This window comes from Methylobacterium sp. Leaf466 (assembly GCF_001425565.1).
Classification (GTDB): Bacteria; Pseudomonadota; Alphaproteobacteria; order Rhizobiales; family Beijerinckiaceae; genus Methylobacterium.
In genome coordinates this window covers 151,078-176,004 of record NZ_LMRC01000035.1, presented here as the reverse complement: position 1 = coordinate 176,004, position 24,927 = coordinate 151,078, and the positions used below count along the sequence as shown (strand labels likewise).

Sequence of the window (24,927 nt, the reverse complement as noted above, 5' to 3'; positions counted from 1 at the left end):
CCGTACCGGAGAGCAGTCTGCGAGAACGAGGTTAGGGGGTCAGAATTGGACGCCGATCCCCCACCTCACGGGGTCAAAGTTGCACGCCGAAACACACGGGCAGGCACCTTACGACGCGCCAGTATGGCCGGCTCGTCGATGAGTGGGTGGCGCTGATTGGCCTCGACCCGGCGGGGTACGGCACGCACAGCCTGCGGCGGACGAAAGTCGCGCTGATCTACCGGCGGACGGGCAACCTACGGGCCTGCCAGCTGCTCTTGGGGCATACGAAACTGGAGAGCACGGTGCGCTACCTCGGCATCGAAGCGGACGACGCGCTGGTGATGTCGGAGCAGACCGACATCTGACGCTCACCGCGGCGGCCCCCGTAGGCCGCCGCACCCAGTTCCTGGCTTTCCGACAAAGGTACGACGCAGCAGTTCTGGTCTGGTCGAAAGGAGACGGTGCGCTTCCAGCTGTGCGGGGCAGAAAATCGGACGCTTGCCTCAGAGCTTCTAGAACGGAAGGAGCCGCCGAAAGCGGGCAATGCTTACGAGCGCCACGAGGGACGAGGCCACGTACGTGAGGGCGGCGGCGCGTAGTACGGTGCGGGCGCCGGGCATGTCGCCTGCGTCGAGGTAGCGACCCGTCTCCAGGATGGGCAGGGCCCGGCGGAAGCTCGCATCGAGTTCGACGGGCAGCGTCAGGAAGTGGAACAGGACGCGAATGCCGAGGAGCGCGATGCCGATACCCACCTGCAGGGCGAGCAGGGCAGGCGAATGGACGAAGGCGAGCACCACAGGAGCGGTCATCATCACCAAGGCCGCGGCGAACTCGAAGCCTTGCACAACCGGGGCGAACCTCACCCGCGCCGCGAGGAGCCGGTCCCCTGCCGCGTGCTGGAGCGCGTGAGCGACCTCGTGCGCCGCGACCGCGACCGCCGTGATCGAGCGGCCGTCATGATTCCCCGGCGACAGCCGCACGACGTTCGCGACCGGATCGTAGTGGTCGGCTGGCGCGATCTCGACGAGCACGTGCTCTAGCCGCGCCAGATCGAGCAGATGGCGGGCGAGCTCGCCGCCGGTTCCGGGCAAGTCCGGCCGCTCGGTGGCGTGTTGCTGCATCGCCCGCCGCACCCACCACTGGGGGCCGAACACCAGACCGAACAGGAGGGCTGCGCCAAGCGCTAGGAGGACGGGCACGAGAGCTATGTAGGCACGCGGCCGTATCCGTGAAAGCGCGGCGCCTTACTTAGGATGCCCACCGTGCAACAATGGCCTGACAAGCGTCAAAGACCGGATTGGGTGGCAACCGGACCTCGGCCTTTCGTCTAGAAGCAGACACTCCGCATCTGGCCAAGGACGGCTCCTGCGTCGGCATTATCCGGTCAACTTTCCGCCTGCGACGTTGTCAGGATGCGGGCCTGCTGCCTTCGTAAATACCCTCCGACCAGGGCGCCTCGCGTTGGAGGTCCATCCAAGGGCAGTTAGACATCGATGGACTAATTCTGTAGATAATCCCCCAGTGTGGACGAGATACTCGACATCACCCGATCCAATGAAGCGTGCGATCTGTGCGAGATTGTGCCTCAAAACGATCTGGTCGTCGGCAGGAGCAATCCAGAAATTTTGCTTCACCTGATCATTAAGATCAAAGCTTCTGACCATTACGTGTACGAGTACACGCCGGTCGATAGCCATAGTGACGTGATATGGAAAGACGACTCCATCGACATCCAATCCTTCTTCAAACGACGAAGTTGGGAAGGCTGATGTTAGAAGATCAGCGCTGGTATGCAGGATCCTCACGGAGGTGAGATGGAACATACGGTCCCACACCTCGTAGGCACTCGACATGTTTTCGAATGCATCATCCAGGTCGCTTCCCAGAGGGGTGAGATCAGCGCCCTGCTTGACCATGCGCTGGAGAAAGCCTCTGGACAACGGCGTGCGGACTGAGAAGTGGTTCACCGTCCTGTAAAGATCCCTCGCATCGCTTTCAGACAAAGGCCCGCGCTGACCGGCGATGGAGAGGGTCCACGCCGCCGATCGCTGTATGATATTTTCGAGTCGGGATATATCCTCCTCCCTGTCGCGGTAGATCCTTCTCTCTGCACAGGTATATTCAATAGATCTGTCCTCCTCTATCACATTGGTATGCCTTCGTGTGAAGGTTGATATCTTGAGGCGCTCGGCATCACTGGCGAAGCGCTTCAAATAGAACTCCGGAACATAGTGCTGATGACTGGCTGGATTCGGATGAGTTGGCTCAATCATCACCTACTGCACTCACTCAGACGGGGAAGCGTTTGTCTTTGGCCCCCATCGCGCTAGAGACCGTTTCATAACAACCGGTGAAAGACGGAAGTACAAGCCATGGCGCAACCGCATCACCTGCCGGTGTCGCACGTCGCTCCGCCCCACCGCCAACCAGTAAGCGAGCTGCTCGCTTTCGACCCGCTACGGCCTACCGAGACCGACAATTTTGCCTTTGAGCCGACCCCCTGAGCTTCCGAGTCGGGTCGATCAGCGACCGCCGTGCATGTCCTGGGGCCGCACTAAGTTTGCTTGGATCACGCACTGGTCGAAGTGCGCCGCCAGTTCCATGACGGTGCGTCTCGCCTCGACCACGAAGGCGTCGTCCAGCATGATCTTGTTGTTTCTGAGTGGAACGGCGACATAGTCGCGACGGTATTTATCGTCGGCCTTGCCGTCCTGATGGACCAGCATGTGCCGGGCATCCAGATACGGCATCGCCGCGTCGAGGGTAGCCGCGTTGAGCTGAAGGTCGAGCCTGATGCTCGCCTTGGTGATCAGATCCCGTGTGTTCCGTTCGTTCTCTAACTTGCGGAACAGGGCATCGGAGATCATTTTGACGGCGTCGTCCCAGTTGCCAGTCTTGAGGAGGTCAGCCACATGGATCTCGATCTTCACGTTGCCGATGAAGCGGTCGGGATCAATGCCCTTCATCGCCGCTCTCGTCATCGTGTCGGACAGGAAGGCGGAGAAATCCTCGAATATGTCCTTGATAAAAGAGCCGTGAATCGTAGTCTTCAGGTGATTGCCCAGCACCTCACGAGATTTCTTTGTATTCGTAGTCCGTCCGAGATGGGCATGTCGTTGGGGCGTGCTGCTGAGCAACGCGGCCACCGTCGTATTGCTGTTCGGCATTGCCAGAAATTGGCGGACCAGCAAATCGCACAGTTCTAGGTCGTTGTTGTAGGTCTCGATTCGCTGAACGAACCTGTGGTGTGCCTTCGTAGCCATGTTCCTGTCCCGGTGTTTTTAACGTCATGTACGATGGCCTGATCAAGAAGCACACGCCCAGCGCGGATCGAGCCTCTAAGGCGGAGGGCGGCGTCGAGGACCACCTGACCGAAGGCGCTGTACAGGTGGCGTTCGCCATGCACCTTCTGACGACCGTCGTAGGCTTAATGCACGTAGCAATCCATCCCGACGGCGAGCACGCCAAGCAATTCGATTTCGAGGGCTGGCTGGCCGGTCAGGGCTTCGCCCACGAATCCACGACGGGCACCAAGCTCTACGCCGGCATCTACAGGCATGCAGACGGACGAACGGTGTTGATCAACCCTAAGTCTGGCATCGGCGACGTCCTGGCGGATCACCTCGGGCAGGGCTACGTCGCTGAATGTAAGGGCGGCGTGGTTAACAGCCGGCATTCGGGCCAACTGTCCCGTCTGCGAAAGGGTTTGTGCGAGGCGGTCGGCCTGTCCATGGCGGTCGAAAAGCACCCCGGCCGCCGACAGTTCGCGGTCGTGCCGAACACGCCGACGACGCTGGCTCTGGCAGAGAAGCTTTCAAAGCGTTCGGCCGAGGCCGGCATTGAGATCGTGCTGGTGGACGCGTCCGGCCGGATCGTGCCCGTCCCGGTAGTTCACTATTAGAGCAATCGTGTTTGCTACTCGTTACGATCAGGAGTTCGTCTCGGCCGAGTTCGCAGATGCTGAACGCCTGGGGAAACCGGTCCAGCTTCTGCAGGTCATGGGGGCGATCGCCAAACTGGTTGCTAGGGCCGTGTAGCCGAAAGCGGACGCCCTGAATGTCTGAGATGGGTCGACACCGGACAGCCAACCCTCCGCAACAAGACGTCCGCTTCCGGGCGCAACACCAGCTTCCGCTTCTGGCGTAAAGCGGTATCGAAGTTTCCCATATGGCAGCTGATTTGGGTGCCGCAGGTAAGACGGTCCGCGTCGGGGCTGAGCTACAGCTCGCGGATGTCCGCGATGGCACCATCCGGGCAGAAGATGTTTGCGCGGACCGCTCAAGTTTCAAACACTTAGCCTGGTCTATTTTGGGCATCTTTCTTGGATGTGTGCGAGACGGTAGGCGTACTTCCCGTCGCGAACCTGTGACCTTTATTTCGCTGACCAAATGGGAGGTAGTGGCGGGCATGGCGGGAGGACGTGCACCATGAAGTCGGCGAAGGTTCCCTTGAGGGCGCTCCTCTGCCTTGGGCTCAGCTGCAGTAGTGTGCGTCTGAGCGCACGACGTGGCGCTGTTCGGTCAGTCCAAATCGCCGGATGAGTTCGGCGACGGTCTCTGGCCGTTGTAGCCGCCGGTCGGCATAGAGGGTGAACATCCCGGCCGGCCGCATGTAGACGACACGTCCGCGCGGGAAGACCTCGTATTCGTGGGCGGCAATCGCGGTGGGCAGGCCCTGGCGGCGCAGAATCGTGGCTCCGAGCCGGCGCCATCCCTCCCAGACCTCGCTGTGCCCGTGGGGATGGGTGAGGCAGTCGCCGTAGCTTTCCGCTTCCGCCAGGGGGGTGTGGTGGGTGACGAGCACGATTCTGCCATCCTCCGGCACGCCCCAAAAGATGCCGACCGACGGTACGGTCGCCGCCTTTTGCTCCGGGCATTCCGGTCTGCGTTCAGCCGCGAGGTGCATGGAATGTCTCTCTGACCGGTGGGTGGTACTCATGGCCTCAGGATGTCCTCGGGCCGTGCGATCGGCGTCTCCGCCGGTCCTTCCCCCTCCTGCTCGGGATAGCCGAAGCGTCGGGCAAGGTCGGTGATATCCTCTCGGCTGCCTGCGCCGATCGCATGGCAGACGGCGAAGTAGATTGTCGTCGCCGTCTCCAGCACGCCCGGCGGTCCGAACGCGGCGTTGATCGATAGGTACTCCGCGGCCGAGCGGCCCTGTTCATCGCGATTGATCAGTGCCGGCTTCGACTTGGAGCAGAAGACGTAGCTGGTTCTCGCTTGCCCGCCCTGCCGCGGCGTCTTGCGGGCGTAGTTGCCGTCCGGATGGTGGGACTGCCAGCCCTTGAGCACGACCTTGAACAACGCCCCCGCCTTCGCGGTGCCGGCCAGATCCTTCTCCTCGACGCTGAACCAGCTGCAGAAACCCATGTGGCAACGCCCGGAGATCAGCTCGGCCGCGTTGGTCGGTGCAGGCGTCAGGCTCAGGCAGGCGAGGAGGGCCGCGAGCTTTCGTATCCTAGGTCTGTGCATGGGGCCGCTCCAATCATGGTGCTGGGGGTGCTCGTGGGGCATCGTCAAAACACGAACTTCCAGTCGAAGCGGCGAACACGGGCGGCYGTGTCGGTGAGGTGGGCCGTGCACAGGATGACGATGTCCTGCTTGATCGGCGTTGTCCCCGCCCGCACCGGGTTCGGCTTGACAATGAAGCACAGGCCGGTAGCCGGCCAATGCCGTTGGCTGTCGGGGTTCCCCACCGGCATCAGCGTCACCGAGGTCAGGCGCAGGGCGTAGCCGTAAGCGTTCTCCATGTCGGGTGCCTGGGCGGTCGCGAACGCCACCACCGTCTTCACGCCGGCCTTGGCCTCGTCGTAGCCGGTGACGAGTGTGATCTCGCCCTGGCCGTCGTGGACGAGCCGGAAGTCGTGGTTGCAGCGACGAACCTGGCCGTCGACCTTAAGGTCGAGGCACAGCCCCGCCTTTGTCTCGTCGACCGGCGGATTGGCGTGGGCCGCCGGGGCGGCAAGGAGCAGGGCAAGCGTCAGGGTTGCACGCGGCAGCAGGGTGCGCATGAGGCGGTTCCATTTTGGAGGCAGGAGAGAGGGTTGACCGGAGGGGCGGCCAGTCGCGTCAGTGGGCGAGCGCGGCTGTGGTCACGCTTGGTCCTAGTCCGGATCAGCGGCGCTTGAGCGCTCCGGCGAAATCGCAGGACATTCCGTGGTAGTCGCTGCAGCTCTGCGCCGACATCGTCACGCGGCTGCGATCGGGGCTGAAGCGCAGCGTCACCTCGCAGATCTGCTCGCTGCCCTCACCCTTCTGGCGCAGTCGCAGGGTGCCGGGATTGATCAGGGTGGCCAGTCCACCCACGCTGCCGGTGCACTCGTTCGGCACGGCGGTGTCGGTGGTGACGTAGTACTCGGGCCGGTTTTGGTCGGTCGAAACGTCCGCGACGCGCAGGGTGAGGATCCCCTCGCCGCGACCCTGGAAGCGGCCCTCCAGCCGCGGTTCGGACTGGGCGGGTTCGGTAACGCACAGCAGCGCCAACAGGGCGGCATGGAAGGTGCCGCGGGTGAGTGCGAGGGTGGGCAGCGACATGATGACGAAGTCCCGTCGGGGCTCGAACGAGCCGGGACTAGGGATTCACGTAGACCCCCCTCGGAATTTACAGCTGGGCGCAGATTGTGGGTGCGGCTGGCGGTCGCATCCACAATCTGCGAGTGTGTCGAGGCGATTGGCTACAGTCGCCGGAAGGCGTTGCTGGTGCCCGCGCCCGGGTTGCCGATGGCCCGGACTGCGAGACTGAACGGCTCTGCCTGCAGTCGGTTGAGGTGCCCGCCGAGGATGCCGTTGCGCTGGTTGGCGTCGAAGCCGAACACGACGAGCCGTGGGCGCGGGTCGACCCGCAAACACCGCTTTCCCTCGGCGACTTCTGCTGCCAACGGATCGCGCCGCCAGAAATCGGCCTCCGATACGCCTGTGGTTCCCTGCACCCGCTGGCGCAGGGCGTCGAGCCGAGTGAGGTCTCGGCACAGCGCCTGGTAGCCGGCGACGAGCCGATCAGCTTCCCGTGTCAGGGTCTCCGTGTAGCGCGCCACCTGCTCAACGATCGCTGGCACGTTGTCCGGCGCGGCGCGCAGTTCTGGATTCGCGGCGATCTTAGCCTCGTGGAACACCAGCCACGCCTCGTCTGGGTTGCCTCTCTCCTCCAGGCTCGCCACGTCGAGCCGGTCCTGCCTCTGGGTTGGGGGCGCGACTTCCGTGCCGTCGAGTAGCGCCGCGTCGGCCTCGGCACCCTCGTTGTTGTGCTCGTCGTTCCCCGTGGTGGTGTTGCCGGGTGTGGAACCCGTCAGCGCAATCTCGACATCGATCACGTTGGGGGCGTTGCGCAGCAGCCGGTGCAGGCCAGTCTTCTCCAGGCCTGCCAGTGCGGAAGCGGCCCGAAGCATCTCGGCCAAGGTCGCGGGACCGGCATAGTCCGTCCATACGGCGCTGGCCGGGTCGATCCCGAAGCCCCCTGCTGGGTCGAGACGAACCGTCGCCTGACGCTGGCGCAGCAGATACTTGGCGTGCGTCGTCGCTGCGATAGTGCCGTTCGGGAACGTGACCCGGAAGATCGAGGCGCCGCGGTGATAGACGTTCACGGCCTCGCGTCGCACGGCCAGGATCAGGTCTGGGTGGGCGAGCGCGTCCTGCCACCAGCCCTGGCGTTCTGCCAAGGCCTCCAGGGCGTCGAGGAAGCCGGGGCTCAGGACCCGAAACACAGAGGTCTGATCACTCACGCTGCACACTCCCACCAAGTCCCGTCCTGTTCGATGCGCACGCTTGGTCCGAACAGCGCCGGGAACTGCTCGGGTGCGAAGGTGTGAATGGGTACGAGCCGGCTGCACACTCCCACCAAGTCCCGTCCTGTTCGATGCGCACGCTTGGTCCGAACAGCGCCGGGAACTGCTCGGGTGCGAAGGTGTGAATGGGTACGAGCCAGCGCGGGCTGATCGCATCGGCGAGGCGTCGGAGGTCCGGGATGCTGGCGTGCCCCGAAGTGTGGGCGTGGGCGAGCGGGACGGCAAGGGCCGCGAGGTCGGCCGCGAGTGCCTGCCCTCGCGGTTGGCGCAGGTAGCCGTTCCACTGTGACCAGACCGCGCGTGCGTCGGTGAGGCACCCTGCCCGGTCGAGGTCGGGCAATAGCGAGTGGCGGAACAGAAGGGCGGCCCGCGGTGCCATGGCGGCGAGGTCCTCCGCGTAGATGCGGTTCCTGCCATGCCGTTCGATTAAGTCGAACCGGCCGGATCGTTTGATCCGGACGCGCTGGTGGTGAGGCACGAAGACGGCGATGCCAGGCCAATCGGATTGTGGGATGCGCGGATTGCCGGTCGCGGCCAAGACCTCGGCGGCGTAGAGGTCGATGACGAGGGTACGGCCAGCACGCTTGCACGCGCGGTAGAGCGAGACCACCCGGTCGATGTTCTGGGCGGAGGCTGCCACCAGTGCCAGGCCTGCCGTCTCTTGGAACAGCGCGTGGAATCGCGCTTCGATCTCGTTTTCGCTCGGGAAGGTTCGGTCCGGGTCGAGCCGACCGAGGCTGGAGCCTTCCATCAGCAAGGTGTCGATGTCTCGCGGTGGGTTGCTCAGGAGGCGCTCGAACAGTGCGCCCTTGCGCCCGTGCCCGCGTAGGTCGCCCGAGTACAGAAGGCGCTGCCCACCAGCTTCCACCAGCAGGGCATAGGCATCGTAGGCCGAGTGGTCGACGAGAATCGGCGTGACTGTGAACGGACCGAAGGTGAGCGGCTGGCGGTCGGTCAACGTGATGGTGTTGGCCGGGACGTGGCAATCAGGGACAAAGGCGGATGCCGCCTGCAGGATACGAAGTGTGGCGGCGCCGAGCGCCACCGGCAGGTCAGGCCCGGCGAGGTGACTGAGGCCGGTGTGGTCGCGGTGGCCGTGGCTCAGGACGAGGCCCAGCAGACTGCCGCCACCAGCCAAACCTTCGATGTCGGGATGACACGCGGGGTCTGACGATTCTCCGTCGAGAGGCAGGCCAAGGTCGAGTAGGAGACGGGCACCAGCATGCTCCAGCTCGATGTTGGAGCCGCCGATCTCGCGCGCGCCACGGTGAATGCGCACCCGCATCGGACGTCCCATCTCCCCTAGGTTGTGGAACGAGCTTAGCCGTAACGTGTGGCTATTGCCAGTGGTTAGATAGCCCCTCCCGCGTGCTGATCCGTCTCATGAAGGGTCGGGCTCTGGTCGCGTGGAACCTACGCCGGGTGCGTGTGGCGCAAGGCTTGTCGCAGGAGCGGCTGGCGGCGGATGCCGGCGTGGACCGAGCCTATCTCGGCGGTCTGGAGCGGCAGGCCGAGAACCCGACGGTCGACCTGCTCGACAAGGTCGCTGATGCGTTGGCCGTGCCGTTGGGCGAACTGTTCGTGACGCCTACTGAAGGCGACGCACCGCCCGAGCCGCTTCGAGGCGGGCGTCGGCGCTGACGCCTCACCGGACCCTGGCGATCTGGGACAGGTGTTGGAAGACGATTTAACCAGCCGCTTTGACGTGTAGACTGGAGAAATCCACCCCGATCGCGATCAATTCGATGGCGGCCTGTAGTTGCGGCAGGGTCGAGCGCTTGGTGTATCGGGCGGTCTCGCCTGCTGTCGCGTGACCCGTGATGTGGTCAATCACGGCCGTGGCTACACCGGCTTGATGCATGAGCGTCGTGGCCGTGTGTCGGAAGGAGTGGAAGTCGAGCCCAACTCGGTAGATCCCAACGTCTCGGCGGTAGCGCGTGAACCATTTGGTGAAGGCGTGGCCGAGCCGTGCGTCGGCCCCGCCGGGTTCGAGGCCGGGAAAAACCCGCGGCTGCTTGATGCGCCGCTGCTTATCGACATGGGCGAGGAAGCCAAGGCGGATCAGTTCGGAGTGGACCGGCACGCGACGTACGGCTGTCACGTTCTTCACTTTGCGCGGGGGGCGGTCGTTGATGTCGACGAACCAGACCCCCTCGTCCTGCCGGATGTCCTCGACCTGCAACTGGCAGATTTCTTCCTGACGCATGCCGGAGAAAACGGCGATCAGGGGTAGCCAGAACTTCTCGTCGCGCACGATGAGCGTCCCCGGCGTCGTGCGTCGGGTCGGCGACATGCAGCCCGTCCAGACTGGTGTCGCGAACAAGCGGGCGAGTTCGGCCCGCTCCCACATATCGCGCTGCTCGCTCGCCTTGCGACTGCTCGTAAACCTGAAGCCGGCGAAGATATTCGCTGCGGCCTCGTCTTTCGCTACAGCTGCGGTCCATAGCGTGGAGAGCGCCGAAAAGTGTCGCTTCACCGTCTTCTGCGTGATAGCCGCCGTCCGGTCCGTAGTCGTGAGCGCCCCATATGCGGTGAGGATCTCATCGACTTTGAGGCCCCGATAGCGCGGATGCTTCCCGTAGTCGTTGGGGAGGCGTTCGACCTGCTCTCGGAAGCGACCCGCATCCTTGCGACTGTAGGCGGCAAGTGGCTGGTCACCGCATACCTCGGTGAACAGGCGGAAGGTTGCGCCCGCCTGGGCTGCTGTCTGCCGGTCCCACGCGCCGATGGCAATCTGCGTGTTACGGAACGCGGCTCCCACGACCGAGAGAGGGCTCGCTTCCTGAAAAGCCGCGTAAGGCTCGGGGGCCGCAGCCGGCGTGGCAGGGGGGTGAGATGTCGATGAAGGCTTAGGAGCCCGAGCCTCCAGTTGAAGCTTAAGGAGCCGATCGCCGGGCTCGAAGTTGAAATCGCCCTCGTAGCGGGCCTTAAGCGCTTCAGCGACGTCGATCCCAGCGCGTAGCATCGCCTGTCGCGCTTGTGCGAGTTCTTCAGGGGCTAGAGTGGCCGCTGCAATGCCCTGCCGTTTCAGCATGTGGCTCGCAACGAAACCTGCTTCTTCCAGACGGTTGCAGGCTAGTGCCTCGCGGTTCAAGGCCGCCATCGTCTCGAATTGAACGACACGGCGCTTGCGCACGTCATTCGGAACCGCACCACGGGTGAAGCGACCCTTGCTTTCCTGATCAAGAATCAGCCCGTAGAAGTCCTGTACGAGGCGAGCAAGTTGGTCGTCGGTCAGCATCGGCGTCACGCTGAGAGCCGAGAACAGGCTCTCCGAGGCGAGGTATAGCCGATATGCGCGGAGCTTGGCAGTGCGCGGGTCTGAGGTCGCGAGGCTACGAAGCAATTCGCTGAGCCGCAGATGCGGCCGCAGGCCGTTCGGTACGCGTCGCCGGAAATAGAAAATTCGCCCACGCAGGACAACGTTCTGGATCGTGCCCACTCCGCTCCTTCGGTGCCCGGGTGGGCGACCTGTGTAGCAGCGGTGTGTAGCAACAGGCTCACGCCGCAGGGCGACTGCGCGAGAAGCTCAATGATCTGAAAGGCTTAGTTCTGACAGTGGCTGGGGGACGAGGATTCGAACCTCGACTAGAGGAGTCAGAGTCCACTGTTCTACCGTTAAACTATCCCCCATCACGCCCGGCGATCCTGGATGTGGACACCCTTGGAAACGCACCGTGGCCTGACGTTCTCCCGGCCGAGCCGCGAGAGACGCCCCATTAGGGCACCTTTCGCGCAGGGTCAACCGCAAGGTTACGGGTCAGGTCAGCAGCTTGTCCAGCGTGATCGGGATCTCGCGCACCCGCACCCCGGTGGCGTGCCAGACCGCGTTGGCGATGGCGCCGGCTGTGCCGGTGATACCGAGCTCGCCGACGCCCTTGATGCCGAGCGGGTTCACGTGCGGATCGTGCTCCTCCACCAGGATCGTCTCGATCGACGGCAGGTCGGCGCTCACCGGCACGTGGTAGTCGGCGAGGTTGGCGTTCACGATCCGGCCCGAGCGCCGGTCGTGGGCGGCGTGCTCGTGCAGCGCGAGGGAGAGGCCCCAGATCATGCCGCCCTCGTACTGGCTGCGCACGAGGCGCGGGTTGACGATGCGGCCGGCCGCGAAGGCCCCCACCAGCCGCATCACCCGCACCTGCCCGAGGTCGGGGTCGACCTTCACCTCGGCATAGACCGCCCCATGCGCATGCATCGCATAGGTCTTTCGCGAGGCGGGCTCGCCCGCACCCTGGCCCTTGGCCGCCACGGACGGTTTTCCGGCGCGCGCCAGGATGTCGCCGAAACGCTCGGAGCGGGCCGGGTCGTCGCGGCGGGCGAGGCGGCCCTCGCTCGCGGTCACGCCGGCATTGCCGGCCCCGTAGAGCGGCGAGGCCGGGTCCGTGGTGGCGAGATCGGCGAGTTGCGCGATCACGGCCTGCGCCGCGGCGTGGACCGCGGTGCCCGAGGTGGCGGTGCCGGTGGAGCCGCCGGCCAGGCCGCCGTTGGGCAGGTCCGAGTCGCCGATGCGCAGGGTGACCCGGTCGAGGGACAGGCCGAGGCCGTCGGCGGCGATCTGGGCGAGCACCGTCCAGGCCCCCTGCCCCATGTCCTGGGCCGCGGTCTCGATCAGCGCGGTGCCGTCGGCCCGGATCGTGGCGCGGGCCTCTCCCTGCATCATGCCGGCGGGATAGGTCGCGGTGCCCATGCCCCAGCCGACCAGGAGCCCGTCGGTGTCGCGCATCGCCCGCGGCGCCCGCGGGCGGCGGTCCCAGCCGAAGCGCTCGGCCCCTTGCGCGTAGCACGCGCGCAGGGCCTTCGAGGAGAACGGGCGCCCGGTAATGGGCTCGACCTCGGCGTAGTTCTTCAGGCGCAAATCGAGGGGGTCGATGTCGAGTTCGAGGGCCAGTTCGTCCAGCGCGCTCTCCACCGCGACGCTGCCCGAGGCCTCGCCGGGCGCGCGCATGAAGATCGGGGTGCCGATGTCGGCGCGCGAGCCCTCGTGCGTCGTTGAGATCGCCGGCGAGGCGTAGAGATGGCGCGCCACGAGCCCCGAGGCCTCGAAGAAGTCGTCGTAGGCGCTGGTCTGGCTCAGGGTGTGGTGGCCCAGCGCCGTCAGGGCGCCGTCGCGGGTGGCCCCCAGGGTGAGCGTCTGCCGGGTCGGCGAGCGGTGGCCGACCGGGCCGAACATCTGCTCGCGCCGGGTCACGAGCTTGACCGGCCTGCCCGTCAGCTTCGCCGCCATGATCCCGAGGATCTGCGGCGGGCTGAGAAAGCCCTTCGAGCCGAAGCCGCCGCCGAGATAATGGCAGACGACGCGGATGTTCTCCGGCGGGATGCCGAAGAAGCCGGCGAGCCGGGCCTTGGCGATCCAGAGCGCCTGGCTCGGGGTGTGGAGGGTGAGCCGGTCGCCGTCCCACTGCGCGACGCTGCAATGGGGCTCGAGGGGATTGTGGTACTGCCCGGCCGTCTCGTAGGTGGCGGTGACGCGGGCGTCCGCCGCGGCCAGCCCGGCCTCCATGTCGCCCGTCCCGTCCGAGGTCGGCGAGCCGGCCCCGACGCTGTCGGGGGTGAAGATTCCGCCCTCCCCCAGCCCGATCGTCGGGGCCTCGCTCTCGTAGCGGGGGCTGAGCAGGGCGGCACCTTCGGTGGCCGCCTCCAGGGTCGTGGCGACCACCACCGCGATCGGCTGGCCGGCGTAGCGGACCGTGTGGTCCTGCAGCAGGTTGAGGCGGAAGGCGAAGGGATTGTCCTTCTCGTCCGGCGACTTGGCCAGCGGCGGTGCGTTGTCGGGCGTCATCACCGCGATCACGCCGGGGTGGGCCTCGGCCGCCGCCAGGTCGAGGTGGGTGACGCGGCCCTTGGCGATGGTGCTCGTGGCCATCACCGCATGGACGAGCCCGTCGGGCCGGATGTCGGCGCTGTAGCGGGCCGCCCCCGTCACCTTGTCGGGGCCGTCGCGCCGAGTGAGCGGCAGGCCGATGGAGGAACCGTGGCGTTGGCGCTCAGGCATGGTGGGACGCTCCGGCGGTGGGGCTGGTGGCGAAGGGGCTGGCAGGAAGCGCGGGCATGCGCCCCGGCGTTCCGGCCGCCGCGAGGGTGAGCGCGCGCACGACGATGCGCCGGGCCAGTTCGATCTTGAAGGCGTTGTCGCCCGAGGGCGTGGCCCCGGCCAGCGCCGCCCGCGCCGCCTCGGCGAACACCTCGGGGCTCGGTGCGCGGCCGGCCAGCAGGGCCTCGGCCTCCCGGGCGCGCCAGGGCCTGAGGGCGACGCTGCCCAGGGCGATGCGGCCGTCCGCGATCCTGCCGTCCTCCAGGCGCAGGCCCACCGCCGCCGAGACCACGGCGAAGGCGTAGGAGGTGCGCTCGCGGACCTTGAGGTAGCGCGAATGGCCTGCGAAGCCGGCGGCCTCGGGCGGCAGCCGGATCGCGGTGACCACCTCGCCCGCGCGAAGCGCGGTCTCGCGCTCGGGCGTGTCGCCGGGCAGGAGGTGGAAGGCGTCGAAGGGCACCTCGCGGCGGCCTGTCGGCCCCTCGATCTCCACCACCGCGTCGAGGGCGGCCAGCGGCACGCAGAAGTCGGAGGGGTGGGTGGCGATGCAGTGCTCGCTCCAGCCCAGCACCGCATGGGTGCGGGTGATGCCGCCCCGCGCCTCGCAGCCCGCCCCCGGCGAACGCTTGTTGCAGGCGCTGGCGGGGTCGTAGAAATAGCCGCAGCGGGTGCGCTGCAGGACGTTGCCGGCCGTGGTGGCCGCGTTGCGCAGCTGCGCCGAGGCCCCCGACAGCAGGGCCTCGACCACCGCCGGATAGCGCCCGGCAAAGCCGGCGTCGCGGGTGAGCGCGCCGTTGCGGACCAGGGCCCCGATGCGGGTGGACCCGTCCGGCAGGGTCTCGATCCGGTCGAGGCCGGGCAGGCGGGTGAGGTCGACGAGGCGGTCAGGCCGCGTCAGCCCGCCCTTCATCAGGTCGACGAGGTTGGTGCCGCCGGCGAGATACGCGCTGCCCGGGGTGGAGGCGGCCGCCACCGCCTCGGCGAGGGAGCCCGCGCGTACGTAATCGAAGCTCTTCACGCCGCGTCCTCCGTCAGGTTGCCGCCGGGCAGCACGTCCGGTGCGTGCATCGCTGCATGGGTCATGGCCGCGTGGGCCTGCAGCACCGCCTGGGTGATGCCGGCGTAGGCGCCGCAGCGGCAGAGGTTGCCGCTCATGCCCTCGCGCACCCGCTCGGGGTCCGCCGGCCCGCCCTCCTCCGCGAGCCCGCCCTCGCCGATCAGCGCCACCGCGCTCAGGATCTGGCCCGGGGTGCAGAAGCCGCACTGGAAGCCGTCGTTGTCGAGGAAGGCGGCCTGGACCGGGTGCAGCACGTCGCCCTGCGCCAACCCCTCGATGGTGAGAAGGCTGGCGCCGTCGTGGCTCACGGCCAGCGCCAGGCAGGCGTTGATGCGCGTCCCGTCCACCAGGATGGTGCAGGCGCCGCACTGGCCGCGGTCGCAGCCCTTCTTGGCGCCGGTGAGGTCGAGGCGCTCGCGCAACAGGTCGAGCAGCGTCACCCGCGCGTCCTCGAGGACGATCTCGCGGCGGACGCCGTTCACGGTCAGCGTGATCGGTATGCTCATGATGGACAGACCCATGATGGGCGTGCAGAGGACCGGCCACGACCGGGCCGGCTTCCACAGCGGATGTCTGGAACCGCTCCAGATAGCCTTGCCGCGCCGGCCGACCAGGGGCGGCGACCCTTGCCGTCGCGACCCTGGCAGTCACGACCTTTGCAGTCGCGACCTTTGCAGTCGAATGGGACCTGCGCATGAGACGGATCCTCGTCATCGGCATCGGCACCGGCAACCCGGAGCACCTCACGGTCGAGGCGGTGCGGGCGCTCAACACCGTCGACGTGGTGTTCGTCCTCGACAAGGGCGGCGACAAGGACGCCCTCGTGCGCCTGCGCCGGGAGATCTGCGCGCGCTACATCACCGGGCGACCCTACCGCATCGTCGAGGCGTCTGACCCCGAGCGCGACCGCAACCCGGCCGACTACGGCGCCACCGTCGAGGCCTGGCATGCCGCCCGCGCCGCGCTCTACGAGACGATGTTCGCCCGCGAACTCGGGGAGGACCAGTGCGGCGCCATCCTCGTCTGGGGTGATCCCTCGCTCTACGACAGCACGATCCGGATCATCGACCGGATCGTGGCGCGCGGGCGCATCGCCTTCGGGTTCCGGGTGATCCCCGGCATCACCAGCGTGCAGGCGCTCTGCGCCGGGCACCGCATCCCGCTCAACCGCATCGGCGCGCCGGTGCGGATCACGACGGGGCGGCGGCTGAGCCGGGGGCTGCCTCGGGATGACGAATCGGTGGCGGTGATGCTCGACGGCAATCCGGCGCTCTCCGCCCTCGATCCCGACCTCGAGATCCACTGGGGCGCCTACCTCGGCTCGCCGGACGAGATCCTGGTCTCGGGGCGCCTGGGCGAGGTCGCCGACACCATCGCACGGGTGCGCGCCGAGGCGCGGGCCCGCCACGGCTGGATCATGGACACCTACCTGCTGCGCCGGCCGGACTCCGAGTCCTGATCGGCCGCCGCACGATCCCCACGGCCATCCCCGTCCCGGCGAACGACCGGGCCGCCCGCCTGGGGGTGTTTGCAGCCACCGGCCGGCTCGCGGCGACCTGAGCCGGCGGTTCAGGCCAGCATGCGGCGGGCGGCGGGGCTGATCCAGTCCCAGCCGGCGCCGCTCGCGGTGAGGCAGGCGAGGCCCTGCGCCTCGGCCAGGGCCCTGCCGTGTTCGGGGCCCAGCACCATCACGGCGGTCGCCCAGGCGTCGGCCATGAGGCAGGAGGCATGCAGCACCGTGGCGGCCGTCAGGCCCGTCTCGATGGGCCGGCCGGTGCGCCCGTCGAGGGTATGGCCGATCCGGCGCCCGCCGAGGTCGCGGGCGCGCCGGTGGTCGCCCGAGGTGGCGATGGCGAGGTCGTGCAGGGCGGCGACGGTCTCGGTCGTGCCGGCCGGCGCTTCCAGGGCCACCCACCAGGGTTGCCGGTCGGGCTTGAGCCCGCGCCCGCGCAACTCGCCGCCGATCTCCACGAGGTGGTGGGCGAAGCCCCGGGCCGCGAGCAGGTCCGAGATCGCGTCGACGGCGTGGCCCTTGGCGCTGCCGGAGAGGTCGAGCCGGAGTCCGCCGGGCTGAAGCGCGCTGCGGTTCTCCCCATCCAGGGCGAGACGGCGCCAGCCGCAGCGGGCGCGCGCGGCCGCGATGACGGCCTCGTCCGGCGGCTGCGCGACGGGACCCGGCGGCCCAAAACCCCAGAGGTCGACGAGGGCGCCCAGGGTCGGGTCGTGGGCGCCCCGGCTCGCCCGTGCCACGGCGCAGGCGGCCTCCAGCACCCGGAACAGGTCGTCGGGCAGCACGTGCCGGCTGCCGGCGGGCGCCCGGTTGAAGTGGCAGAGGGCGGATTCCGGCTCCCAATGGCTCAGCTGCGCCACGAGCCGGGCGAGTTCGACCACGACCGCGTCCCTCACCGCCGCGCCCTCGCCGGGGCGGCGCGTCACCACGCTCACCGACCAGGTCGTGCCCATGATGCGGCCGCCGACCCGCTCCACCGGCCCTGCGGGGAACGCATCCGGGCCGATCGGCGCGAGGATTTCGGGGATCAGCAGGCGGCGCATCGGTCGCTTTGGTATGTCGGTGGCCTTCGACCGTGACGGGGCGAGGGCGTCCGCGTCACGGGCGGCGATTCCCAGGTTCCTATTGCGGCAGCACCTCGAAGGTCGCGGCGTAGACGGACCGCCGCCGGGCGCCTTCGATGCCGGACTTGTCGTCCTGCGCCTCGGCGCCGAACCAGTACTGGCCGGCCTGCGCCCAGGTGACGGAGACGACGCCGTCAGGGCCGGAGGTGAGTTTCTGTTCCTCCGACTTGTCGCGGTAGCGGCTGCCGCCGCGCACCACCTCCACGGCGATCCCCGGGGCCGGCGCCCCGTCGAGGAGCACCGTGAAGCGGGCGGTCTCGCCGGCGGTGAGGTTGTTGGGATGGGTGTCGAAGCGCAATTCCAGGCCCCGGCCGGCCGGGGCGAAGGCGGTGGCGTCGGGCTTGCCCAGCGTCACGAAGGTCTCGGTGCGCTGCACCACCCGCGTCACCTTCACGTCCTGGGCCCCGGCGGGAAGGGCCTGCTTCAGGGCCTCGGCCTTGCCGCGCCAGCGCTTCTGGGCGCCGTCCAGCTTGTAGCTCGCGGTGACGCCGTCGTTGACGATGGCCGCCCGGTAGCTGCCGGGTTTCGTCAGGTGGATGTCGAAGGTGCTGCGGAACTTGCCCGTGGCGGCGTTCTCGTGGGCGAGCGCGGTGCCCTCGGGGCCGGTGACGGCAAGGCCCTCGAGGCGCATCGGCACGTGCTCGAACACGAACAGGTCGTTGGACACCGCGGCGTCGAAGGTGACCCAGGCGTCGCCCCCCGAGAGCACCGTCGAGGAGGGCAGCATCCAGACCCGGTGGGCTGAGGCCGGGAGGACGAGGGCGAGGCTCAGGACGGCGGCGAGGGACAGGGCGCGCATGGGATCGGTCCTTACGGTGTGACGGTGAGGGAGACGGCGCCGAGCTCGTCCTTGCCGCGAACGGACGCTTCGGCCGCGGCCGGCGGCCATGCGAGGGGCAGGCGCACCACCTCGCGGCCGCCGACCTCGCGGGCGGCCTCGACCACGATCTCGTAGGTCCCCGGCGTCAGGGCGGCGAAGGGGGCGGCGGCGGCGTCGAAGCGCAGGGCGTGGGTGCCGGCCGGGCGGGTGGCGCCGCTGACCCCGTCCAGCGGCATCTCGGTCTCGCGGCCGATGCGGCGCCACCATTGCCGCATGTCCTTGAGCCACTTGGCGCCGCCCTCCCCCTCGCGCTTGCGCACGTCGTACCAGACCGCGAGGTTGGCCAGCGCCCGGCCGTCGGCGCCCTCGATCCAGGCGGCGAGGTACGGCCGGTGGTATTCCGAGACGTCGAGGCGGGGGATCTGCACGCTCAGGACCACCTCTCCGGCGAGGGCCGGCGCGGCGATGAGGGTCGAGAACGCGGCGGTGACGGCCGTGCGCATGGGGCGCGCCTTTCAGGCGTGGATGAACAGGAGGGCGAGGAGCACGGGGGAGAGCAGGCCCAGGCCCACCACCGGCCAGGTGGCCGGGCGGCGGGCGGAATGGAACTGCAGCAGCACCAGCCCGGTCAGGCAGAACACGAGGCAGGCCCCGGAGAACACGTCGAGGAACAGGCTCCAGGCGAGGCCGGCGTTGCGGCCCTTGTGGAGGTCGTTGAGGTAGGAGACCCAGCCCCGGCTCGTGCGCTCGTGCAGCACCGCGCCGTCGCGCCGCCCGAGGCTGACGAAGGCGTCGCCACCCGGGCGCGGCAGCGACAGGAGCACCTCGTCGCGGGTCAGCTCGGCCTCGCGGGCGCCGGCCGCGACGCCGAGGCTCGCCGCGAGCCAGTCGCTCACCGCGCCCGGCAGGGCCGCCCGGCCGGTGGCCGGCAGCGTCGCCAGCAGGGCCCGCAGGTCCGGCGGCAGGCTCGCTTCGCGCGCGTCCACCACGGGCTTCGATTCGAACCGCCCGGCATGGTTGAGGGTGATGCCGGTGAGCGCGAACAGCAGCATGCCCACGAGGCAGAGGGCCGAGCTGATCCAGTGCCAGGCGTAGAGCTGCTTCAGCCAGAACGCCCGGCGCGCCTTGGCGCGCCGCAGCGCCGCGGCGGCCTCCCGCAGGGCGAGGCCTTCGCTCACAGCTCGGCCCAGCGCCGCAGGAGGTTGTGGTAGCTGCCCGTGAGCGCGATCACCGACGGGTAGTCGTCGGTGAGGGCGGCGCGCACGCCGGTGATGCCGCGGTCGAGGTCGTAGAGCAGGGCGCGGGCGCCGTCGTCCTTGACCATCGACTGCGACCAGAAGAACGACGACCAGCGCGCGCCGCGGGTGATCGGCTCGACCCGGTGCAGGGAGGTGGCGGGATAGACGATCATGTCGCCCGCCGGCAGCTTGACCGCGTGCGAGCCGAAGGTGTCCTCGATCACGAGTTCGCCGCCGTCGTAGTCGCCCGGGTCGGTGAGGAACAGCGTCGTCGAGATGTCCGCCCGCATCCGGATGCCCGCGCCGGGCACCGCCCGGATCGCCCCGTCCACATGGGCGCGAAAGCCCATGCCGGTGTCGTAGCGGTTGAACAGGGGCGGCAGCACCCGCAGCGGCAGGGCGGCGGCGTTGAACAGGGGGCTGCGCCCGAGGGCGCGCAGGATCAGGTCCCCGAGTTCGCGCGCCACCGGCGCATCCTCGGGGATCTGCAGGTTGTGCTTGGCGCGCGCGGCCTGGGCGCCCGCGGTGACGCGCCCGTCGACCCAGTCGCTGGATTCGAGGCGTGCCCGGCAATGGGCGACTTCGTCGGGGGTGAGGACGGATGTGACGTGGACGAGCAAGGGTTCGGGATCCCGTGGCGGGCTGGCGATGGCGCGCCTCCCCTCCCCGCGAGGAGGCAAGTCCCCTGGAGGAGGCAAGTCCCCATGGGGAGAGAAGTCCCCTGGAGGAGGGAAGGCGATCGCGGTTTCAGAAGCGGGTGCCGAGGCTCACCAGCACGGTGCGGCCCGACAGCGGCACGGCGCGGGTGGAGAAGGCCGAGCCGTAGTTGAGTTCGTCGGTGAGGTTGTAGGCGTTGACCGCCAGCCGGTAGGTGGGCGTCTCGTAGGAGAGGAGCGCGTCCAGGGAGAAGCTGCCGGGGATGCGGGTGATGTTGTCGCTGGCCGGGAAGTAGCCGTCGTCCACCGTGATGCCGCCGCCGATCGTGACCTTGCCGGGCAGGTCCCACAGGGTGCGCATGGGGGCGGTGAGGTCGTAGGTGGTCCACAGCGAGGCCGAGTTCTCGGGCACGAAGGGGGCCTTGTTGCCGATGCTGACGCCCGACTGGACCTTGCCGTCGAGGTAGGTGTAGCCGGCCAGGATGTTCCATTCGTCGGTGAGGCGGCCGGTGATCGAGGCCTCGAAGCCCTGGACGCGGCGGCGCTCGCCGGCATCCAGCGGCCCGAGGATGAGGCCGCCGGTGACGGGGTCGACGTCGAAGCTGTTGCTCTTGTCGACCCGGAACAGGGCGCCGGCGACGCCCAGGCGCCCGTCGAACAGGCCGACCTTGGCGCCGATCTCGTAGAGGTCGCTCTCCTCGGGCGAGAGCTGGTTGGCGGTCGGCACCTCGATGCCGGTGGAATTGGCCACGAACTGGCCCTGGGGCGAGAAGCCCTTGGCGTAGGAGACGTAGTAGGTCTGGTTGGGCGTCGGCTGCCAGATGCCGCTGACCTTGGGGCTGGCGGCGTTGGTGTCCGAGGTCTGTCGCGGCAGGAACTGGCCGATCTGCGGGCCGGTCGTGGCGGTGGCGTCGTAGCGGCTGAGGAACCGGTCGAGGCGCACGCCCGCCAGGATCGAGAACTGCTCGTTGAGCCAGACCCGGTCGCTGACGAAGAAGGCGGCGTTGGCGCCGTCGCCGAGGCGGCGGTTGCCGTAGTTGCGGGTGAGCGCGTAGCCCTCCTGGGCGAAGGAGGGGGTGCGGACCCTCTGGTCCCGGCGCGCGCCGCTGACGGCGAAGTTCACCCGGTCGTCGTTCTGGTAGAAGAAATCGAGGCCGGCCACGACCTCGTGGCGCAGGAAGCCGGTGTGGAACTTCATGATCGCGGTGGTGACGTTCTGGGCGCCCCAGGCCGATTGCTCGAAGGTCTGGCCGCCGCCGGCGCTGTAGGTGACGAAGGGGTTGCCGCCCGAAAAGAACCCGGTGATGCAGCCGAGCGTGCAGGTCGCCGCCGTTGTCGAGAAGTTGCGGTCGTAGAACGACAGCCGCGAGTCGTTGGTCACGGTCAGCCAGGGCGCCACCTGCCACTTCATCAGCGAGGTGGCGAGGTGGACGTTGGCGTCGTCCCGGTCGGTGGCGCGCACGTAGGAGGTGGCGCGCGGCAGGCCGTATTCCGTGAGCGGCCGGGCGAAGCGGTCGCCGGGTCGGCGCGCGGTGGGCACGCCGTAGTCGGGCGTGCGCTCGGAGTGCTGGTAGAGGTAGTTCAGGTACCAGGTGGTGTCGGTGCCGATGCCGAAGCCGAGCGAGGCGGCGAGCCCCGCCCGGTCGGACGAGACGTTGTTGCGGTCCTGGATGTCCTGGCGGTGGATCATGCCGTTGAGGCGGATCGCCGTGGTCGCGTCGATCTGGCGGTTGACGTCGAAGGTGCCCCGCCCGGTCGGGCCGCTGCCGCCGGTGCCGTCGATCGCCGTGAAGTCGGTGAGCAGCGCGCGCTTCGAGATCGTGTTGATCGCCCCGCCCGCGGTGCCGAGGCCGAAGGTCTCGGATGACGGCCCCTTGATGACCTGGACGTCGCCGATGTTGAAGCTGTCGCGGGCGTAGACGCCGAAGTCGCGCAGGCCGTCGAGATAGATGTCGTTCTTGGCCTGGAAGCCGCGGATGCGGAACTGGTCGCCGTTCAGGCCGCCGTTGCCCTCCCCGGCCGAGACCGTGATGCCCGGCACGTTGCGCAGGGCCTGCTCCAGGGTGGTGGCGTTCTGCTGGCGGATGACCTCGCCGGGCACGACGCTGATCGCCTGGGGCGTGTCCTGGATGCGGCCGGGCAGGCGCGACAGGCCGGTGCCCTCGTTGAGGGTGTTGGGCTGCCCCCCGCCCCAGCCCTCGACGCTGAGCTGCGGCAGTTCGGCGGCACCCTCCTGGGCCTCGGCCTCGAACGGCAGGAAGGCGCCGAGCGTCGCCGCCAGGCCGATGCCGAGGGAACCTGCCCCGGTCCAGTCCCGCACTGACAACGACTCGCTCATCGATCGAACTCCTGACGTACTCGCCAGGGCGCTTGAAGCATTTGTGATGCTGTCTTTCAAGACAGAAACACAATCGTTCCCGACGAGTTGCAGAACCACAACAGACTAAAATCGTTATAAATTACTTTTGAACCGATACAAACTGGAAAAAACCGATCTTGCTTCGCCGCTGGCGCGAAACTATTCATCGACGATGACGAGTTTTACTCTGGAAGCGTTCCAGATTGCTGGCTCGTGGGAGCCGAGACAGGCATTATGATACGTCTTTCCCGGGGTCGTGACCGGGCCGGGCCGGTGGTCGGCCTGTGGGACCTGCATCAAAAGACCGAGGCCGAGTGGCGCCGCATCCTCGCCGCCCGCCCCGACGAGGCGGTGGCGTGGATCGCCCTGGCCGCCGCCAACGGCTTCAAGGCGGCGCAGCTGGTGTTCGGCCAGATGCACCTCGACGGGACGCTGGTGGCGCGCGACCCGGCCGCGGCCCACGCCTGGTTCGTGAAGGCGGCCGCGATCGGGAGCGTCGAGGCCCGCAACATGGTCGGGCGCTGCCACGAACTCGGCTGGGGCGTGCCGGTCGATCAGGCGATCGCCCTGCTGCATTACCGCAAGGCGGCCGCGGCCGGGCTCGACTGGGCGCATTACAACGTCGGCTGCCTGCTGCTCTACGGAACCGGCGTCGGCCGGAACCACGGCGAGGCCGTCGCCAGTTTCACGGCCGCCGCCGATCTCGGCCACGCCAAGGCCATGGGGATGCTCGGGCGCTGCCACGAGGAGGGCTGGGGCACGGACCGTGACCGGATGGCGGCCCGCGCCCTCTACCGCCGTGCCGCCGAAGGCGGGGACGGCTGGGGCGCGCTCAACCTCGGCCTGATGCTGGTGGAGGACGGCGCCCGGGCCGAGGCGATCCCGCATCTCGCGCAGGCCGTCGCGACGGCGACGCCCGGCGGTCTCTCGGCCATCGTCGACCTCTTCGAGCGCCGGCCCGAACCCGACCTCGCCGCCATCGCCGCCTCCGCCCGGGCGCGCCTCGGCGAGGTGCGCGCCAGGCCGGCCGCGAGCGAGGGCGGCCGGGGATCGCGCCGGATCCCGCGGCGGGTCCAGGGCCTCGTCCTGGCGGCCCTGCTCGCCCTGGCCGTCCGCAGGATACCGCGGAGCGCTTGAGAGGCGTCGATCGGGCCTATTCGACGATGATGCGTGGCGGGGTCGCCGGGTCGTCGGCCAGCGCGGCGCGGACCTCCTCGGAGGCCACCACCCGTGTGGTCCCGGCCGGTTCGATGCCGTGCTCCGTGGCGATCGCCGCCACGGCGTCGGGGTGGATCAGGCCGAGGCCGGCGGCGTGCTCGGCCATGGCGATGCTGTCGGCGGCCAGCACCAGGCTGCTGCCGGCCGCCGTCACCGCCGCCGCCAGGCGCTCGATGTCCTCGATCCGGCCGCTGCTGCGCGAGACGCTGCGGATGTAGACCGCCTTCACCCGTCCGGGATGCGCCTCGACGATGCCCGCGTAGACCTCCGGGTCGTGCTGGCCGCTGTCGCCGATGAGCACCACCGGCAGGTCCTCGTAGAGGGCGAGCATGCGGGTGATGAGCGCCCGCTTGTGGTCCTCGGCCTTGCGCGGCAGCGGCCGCGTCCACGACAGGCCCCATTCGCGCAGGAACAGCACCGGCCCGGCCGGGATGCGGTGCATCTCGAAGAAGGTGCTCAGCATGTCGTAGATGCCCCAGGGCGCCCGCGAGACGTAGAGCATCGGGTTGCCCTGGTCGCCGGTGTCGCCGACGTGCAGCGCCCGGTAGAACGCCGCGACGCCGGGAAACGCGACCCGGCTCTGCGCATCCGCCACGAACAGGCGCCAGAGCATGGTGAGCTTGTTGGCGACGCCCGTGTACATCACCGTGTCGTCGACATCGCTGATGAGCAGGAACCGGCAGCGCTCGGTGGGGATGAACACCTGCCCCTCCCCGCGCACCGGCGGCTCCATGTCGACGTGCAGGGCGACCGGGTGCCAGGAGGCGTCCTGCGGGGGCGGCGCGAGGGGGCGCAGGGCGATGCGGAAGTAGCCGTCGCGGTCCGTGACGACGCGCTGCTCGGCACCCGCGAACCGGGCGACCACGGGGGCGCCCACGACCTTGCGCCGCCGGATGCGCCGGCCGATGTCGCGCAGGGCGCGCCGGATCTCGCCGTCGTCCCGGTCGTCCTCCGGCCGCGACTGGCGGAACACCCGGCCGATCAGGAAGATCTCGTCGCGCGAGCCGTAGCCGCGATAGGCTTCGAGCACCGTGCCGTGGCGGCCTTGGGCCGATCGCACCGGGCGTGCCGCCAGGGCGAGCAGCCGGCCTGCCGCCCGCCGCCATTTCGCCGACCTCGATCGCGTCACCTGATCGTCTCCCGAACGCCTGC

The 24,927-nt window shown here is 68.5% G+C and carries 25 protein-coding genes and 1 tRNA gene; 5 read left to right on the top strand and 21 right to left on the bottom strand.

Annotated features, from left to right (window positions below; genetic code table 11):
* Positions 1-44 precede the first annotated feature (44 nt).
* Entirely contained in the window at positions 45-347 is a 303-nt protein-coding gene (locus ASG59_RS18790; RefSeq protein ID WP_277996125.1) for a tyrosine-type recombinase/integrase, read from the top strand.
* Positions 348-494: 147 nt separating this feature from the next.
* Here the strand turns inward: ASG59_RS18790 and ASG59_RS18785 are convergent, their stop codons facing one another.
* The 3 genes from ASG59_RS18785 to ASG59_RS18780 all read right to left on the bottom strand — a co-directional run bounded on the left by ASG59_RS18785 (position 495) and on the right by ASG59_RS18780 (position 3,245).
* On the bottom strand, positions 495-1,181 hold the full coding sequence (locus ASG59_RS18785) for a zinc metallopeptidase (protein ID WP_056410780.1): 687 nt from the start codon (positions 1,179-1,181) through the stop codon (positions 495-497).
* A gap of 177 nt (positions 1,182-1,358) precedes the next feature.
* A complete protein-coding gene (locus tag ASG59_RS20155) occupies positions 1,359-2,255 on the bottom strand; it encodes a DUF4238 domain-containing protein (protein WP_082528848.1) in 897 nt (298 codons plus the stop codon).
* Between the two features lie 249 nt (positions 2,256-2,504).
* The gene (locus ASG59_RS18780; protein WP_156399299.1) at positions 2,505-3,245 is read right to left on the bottom strand and encodes a hypothetical protein; all 741 of its coding nucleotides are present in this window, start codon (positions 3,243-3,245) and stop codon (positions 2,505-2,507) included.
* A gap of 26 nt (positions 3,246-3,271) precedes the next feature.
* Here ASG59_RS18780 and ASG59_RS18775 point away from each other — a divergent pair, with 26 nt between their 5' ends.
* On the top strand, positions 3,272-3,883 hold the full coding sequence (locus ASG59_RS18775; protein ID WP_056410775.1) for a hypothetical protein: 612 nt from the start codon (positions 3,272-3,274) through the stop codon (positions 3,881-3,883).
* Positions 3,884-4,455: 572 nt separating this feature from the next.
* On the opposite strand, the gene ASG59_RS18770 is transcribed toward ASG59_RS18775, so the two are convergent.
* The 6 genes from ASG59_RS18770 to ASG59_RS18745 form a co-directional block, all read right to left on the bottom strand.
* Complete coding sequence (locus ASG59_RS18770) at positions 4,456-4,785, bottom strand: hypothetical protein (protein ID WP_244475762.1); 330 nt, start codon at positions 4,783-4,785, stop codon at positions 4,456-4,458.
* A gap of 131 nt (positions 4,786-4,916) precedes the next feature.
* Positions 4,917-5,453 (bottom strand): hypothetical protein, encoded by a 537-nt coding sequence (locus ASG59_RS18765; protein ID WP_156399296.1) that lies wholly within the window; start codon positions 5,451-5,453, stop codon positions 4,917-4,919.
* 44 nt (positions 5,454-5,497) lie between these two features.
* Entirely contained in the window at positions 5,498-5,992 is a 495-nt protein-coding gene (locus tag ASG59_RS18760) for a hypothetical protein (RefSeq protein WP_056410769.1), read from the bottom strand.
* Positions 5,993-6,095: 103 nt separating this feature from the next.
* Positions 6,096-6,515, bottom strand: coding sequence for a hypothetical protein (locus ASG59_RS18755; RefSeq protein ID WP_056410766.1), 420 nt, complete (start codon positions 6,513-6,515; stop codon positions 6,096-6,098).
* A gap of 140 nt (positions 6,516-6,655) precedes the next feature.
* Positions 6,656-7,699, bottom strand: a complete 1,044-nt coding sequence (locus ASG59_RS18750; RefSeq protein ID WP_156399295.1) for a hypothetical protein — start codon at positions 7,697-7,699, stop codon at positions 6,656-6,658.
* Positions 7,692-9,047, bottom strand: a complete 1,356-nt coding sequence (locus ASG59_RS18745; protein WP_082528847.1) for an MBL fold metallo-hydrolase — start codon at positions 9,045-9,047, stop codon at positions 7,692-7,694. Before ASG59_RS18745 ends, ASG59_RS18750 begins: the two co-directional genes overlap by 8 nt.
* 98 nt (positions 9,048-9,145) lie before the next feature.
* Here ASG59_RS18745 and ASG59_RS18740 point away from each other — a divergent pair, with 98 nt between their 5' ends.
* Positions 9,146-9,403, top strand: a complete 258-nt coding sequence (locus ASG59_RS18740; RefSeq protein ID WP_056410763.1) for a helix-turn-helix transcriptional regulator — start codon at positions 9,146-9,148, stop codon at positions 9,401-9,403.
* A 46-nt stretch (positions 9,404-9,449) separates the two neighbouring features.
* Here ASG59_RS18740 and ASG59_RS18735 read toward each other — a convergent pair whose 3' ends face one another.
* The 5 genes from ASG59_RS18735 to ASG59_RS18715 all read right to left on the bottom strand — a co-directional run bounded on the left by ASG59_RS18735 (position 9,450) and on the right by ASG59_RS18715 (position 15,356).
* Positions 9,450-11,204: a site-specific integrase gene (locus tag ASG59_RS18735; protein ID WP_056410759.1), complete on the bottom strand. Its 1,755-nt coding sequence runs from the start codon at positions 11,202-11,204 to the stop codon at positions 9,450-9,452.
* Positions 11,205-11,321: 117 nt separating this feature from the next.
* A tRNA-Gln gene (locus tag ASG59_RS18730) sits at positions 11,322-11,395 on the bottom strand.
* A gap of 127 nt (positions 11,396-11,522) precedes the next feature.
* Positions 11,523-13,754, bottom strand: a complete 2,232-nt coding sequence (locus tag ASG59_RS18725; RefSeq protein WP_056410755.1) for a xanthine dehydrogenase family protein molybdopterin-binding subunit — start codon at positions 13,752-13,754, stop codon at positions 11,523-11,525.
* Positions 13,747-14,811 carry a xanthine dehydrogenase family protein subunit M gene (locus ASG59_RS18720; RefSeq protein ID WP_056410753.1) on the bottom strand — a complete coding sequence of 355 codons (1,065 nt, stop codon included), beginning with the start codon at positions 14,809-14,811 and terminating at the stop codon, positions 13,747-13,749. Before ASG59_RS18720 ends, ASG59_RS18725 begins: the two co-directional genes overlap by 8 nt.
* Positions 14,808-15,356 carry a 2Fe-2S iron-sulfur cluster-binding protein gene (locus tag ASG59_RS18715; protein ID WP_055882695.1) on the bottom strand — a complete coding sequence of 183 codons (549 nt, stop codon included), beginning with the start codon at positions 15,354-15,356 and terminating at the stop codon, positions 14,808-14,810. Before ASG59_RS18715 ends, ASG59_RS18720 begins: the two co-directional genes overlap by 4 nt.
* 188 nt (positions 15,357-15,544) lie before the next feature.
* On the opposite strand from ASG59_RS18715, the gene cobF reads away from it, so the two are divergent.
* Positions 15,545-16,309, top strand: coding sequence for a precorrin-6A synthase (deacetylating) (gene cobF, locus ASG59_RS18710; protein ID WP_056285640.1), 765 nt, complete (start codon positions 15,545-15,547; stop codon positions 16,307-16,309).
* Positions 16,310-16,419: 110 nt separating this feature from the next.
* Here cobF and ASG59_RS18705 read toward each other — a convergent pair whose 3' ends face one another.
* From ASG59_RS18705 to ASG59_RS18680, 6 genes are all read right to left on the bottom strand, one after another.
* Positions 16,420-17,403, bottom strand: a complete 984-nt coding sequence (locus ASG59_RS18705) for an FAD:protein FMN transferase (RefSeq protein ID WP_055882594.1) — start codon at positions 17,401-17,403, stop codon at positions 16,420-16,422.
* Positions 17,404-17,482: 79 nt separating this feature from the next.
* Positions 17,483-18,283, bottom strand: coding sequence for a DUF4198 domain-containing protein (locus ASG59_RS18700; protein WP_056410750.1), 801 nt, complete (start codon positions 18,281-18,283; stop codon positions 17,483-17,485).
* A gap of 11 nt (positions 18,284-18,294) precedes the next feature.
* On the bottom strand, positions 18,295-18,807 hold the full coding sequence (locus tag ASG59_RS18695; RefSeq protein ID WP_055882588.1) for a DUF2271 domain-containing protein: 513 nt from the start codon (positions 18,805-18,807) through the stop codon (positions 18,295-18,297).
* 12 nt (positions 18,808-18,819) lie between these two features.
* Positions 18,820-19,482 (bottom strand): PepSY-associated TM helix domain-containing protein, encoded by a 663-nt coding sequence (locus ASG59_RS18690; protein WP_200945981.1) that lies wholly within the window; start codon positions 19,480-19,482, stop codon positions 18,820-18,822.
* Entirely contained in the window at positions 19,479-20,162 is a 684-nt protein-coding gene (locus ASG59_RS18685) for a Fe2+-dependent dioxygenase (protein ID WP_056410747.1), read from the bottom strand. Before ASG59_RS18685 ends, ASG59_RS18690 begins: the two co-directional genes overlap by 4 nt.
* Positions 20,163-20,289: 127 nt before the next feature.
* Positions 20,290-22,536, bottom strand: coding sequence for a TonB-dependent receptor (locus tag ASG59_RS18680; RefSeq protein WP_156387590.1), 2,247 nt, complete (start codon positions 22,534-22,536; stop codon positions 20,290-20,292).
* Between the two features lie 255 nt (positions 22,537-22,791).
* Between ASG59_RS18680 and ASG59_RS18675 the strand changes: the two genes are divergently transcribed.
* Positions 22,792-23,694 (top strand): tetratricopeptide repeat protein, encoded by a 903-nt coding sequence (locus ASG59_RS18675; protein WP_082494606.1) that lies wholly within the window; start codon positions 22,792-22,794, stop codon positions 23,692-23,694.
* Between the two features lie 16 nt (positions 23,695-23,710).
* On the opposite strand, the gene ASG59_RS18670 is transcribed toward ASG59_RS18675, so the two are convergent.
* On the bottom strand, positions 23,711-24,904 hold the full coding sequence (locus ASG59_RS18670; protein WP_056410744.1) for a phosphatase domain-containing protein: 1,194 nt from the start codon (positions 24,902-24,904) through the stop codon (positions 23,711-23,713).
* Positions 24,905-24,927 lie beyond the last annotated feature (23 nt).

Bases quoted from the DNA above. Each gene is read 5' to 3' on its own strand.
- ASG59_RS20155 (WP_082528848.1), bottom strand. From the start codon at position 2,255: ATGATTGAGCCAACTCATCCGAATCCAGCCAGTCATCAGCACTATGTT.
- ASG59_RS18780 (WP_156399299.1), bottom strand. From the start codon at position 3,245: ATGGCTACGAAGGCACACCACAGGTTCGTTCAGCGAATCGAGACCTAC.
- ASG59_RS18775 (WP_056410775.1), top strand. From the start codon at position 3,272: ATGTACGATGGCCTGATCAAGAAGCACACGCCCAGCGCGGATCGAGCC.
- ASG59_RS18765 (WP_156399296.1), bottom strand. From the start codon at position 5,453: ATGCACAGACCTAGGATACGAAAGCTCGCGGCCCTCCTCGCCTGCCTG.
- ASG59_RS18755 (WP_056410766.1), bottom strand. From the start codon at position 6,515: ATGTCGCTGCCCACCCTCGCACTCACCCGCGGCACCTTCCATGCCGCC.
- ASG59_RS18745 (WP_082528847.1), bottom strand. From the start codon at position 9,047: ATGCGGGTGCGCATTCACCGTGGCGCGCGCGAGATCGGCGGCTCCAAC.
- ASG59_RS18740 (WP_056410763.1), top strand. From the start codon at position 9,146: ATGAAGGGTCGGGCTCTGGTCGCGTGGAACCTACGCCGGGTGCGTGTG.
- ASG59_RS18725 (WP_056410755.1), bottom strand. From the start codon at position 13,754: ATGCCTGAGCGCCAACGCCACGGTTCCTCCATCGGCCTGCCGCTCACT.
- ASG59_RS18715 (WP_055882695.1), bottom strand. From the start codon at position 15,356: ATGAGCATACCGATCACGCTGACCGTGAACGGCGTCCGCCGCGAGATC.
- cobF (WP_056285640.1), top strand. From the start codon at position 15,545: ATGAGACGGATCCTCGTCATCGGCATCGGCACCGGCAACCCGGAGCAC.
- ASG59_RS18705 (WP_055882594.1), bottom strand. From the start codon at position 17,403: ATGCGCCGCCTGCTGATCCCCGAAATCCTCGCGCCGATCGGCCCGGAT.
- ASG59_RS18700 (WP_056410750.1), bottom strand. From the start codon at position 18,283: ATGCGCGCCCTGTCCCTCGCCGCCGTCCTGAGCCTCGCCCTCGTCCTC.
- ASG59_RS18695 (WP_055882588.1), bottom strand. From the start codon at position 18,807: ATGCGCACGGCCGTCACCGCCGCGTTCTCGACCCTCATCGCCGCGCCG.
- ASG59_RS18680 (WP_156387590.1), bottom strand. From the start codon at position 22,536: ATGAGCGAGTCGTTGTCAGTGCGGGACTGGACCGGGGCAGGTTCCCTC.
- ASG59_RS18675 (WP_082494606.1), top strand. From the start codon at position 22,792: ATGATACGTCTTTCCCGGGGTCGTGACCGGGCCGGGCCGGTGGTCGGC.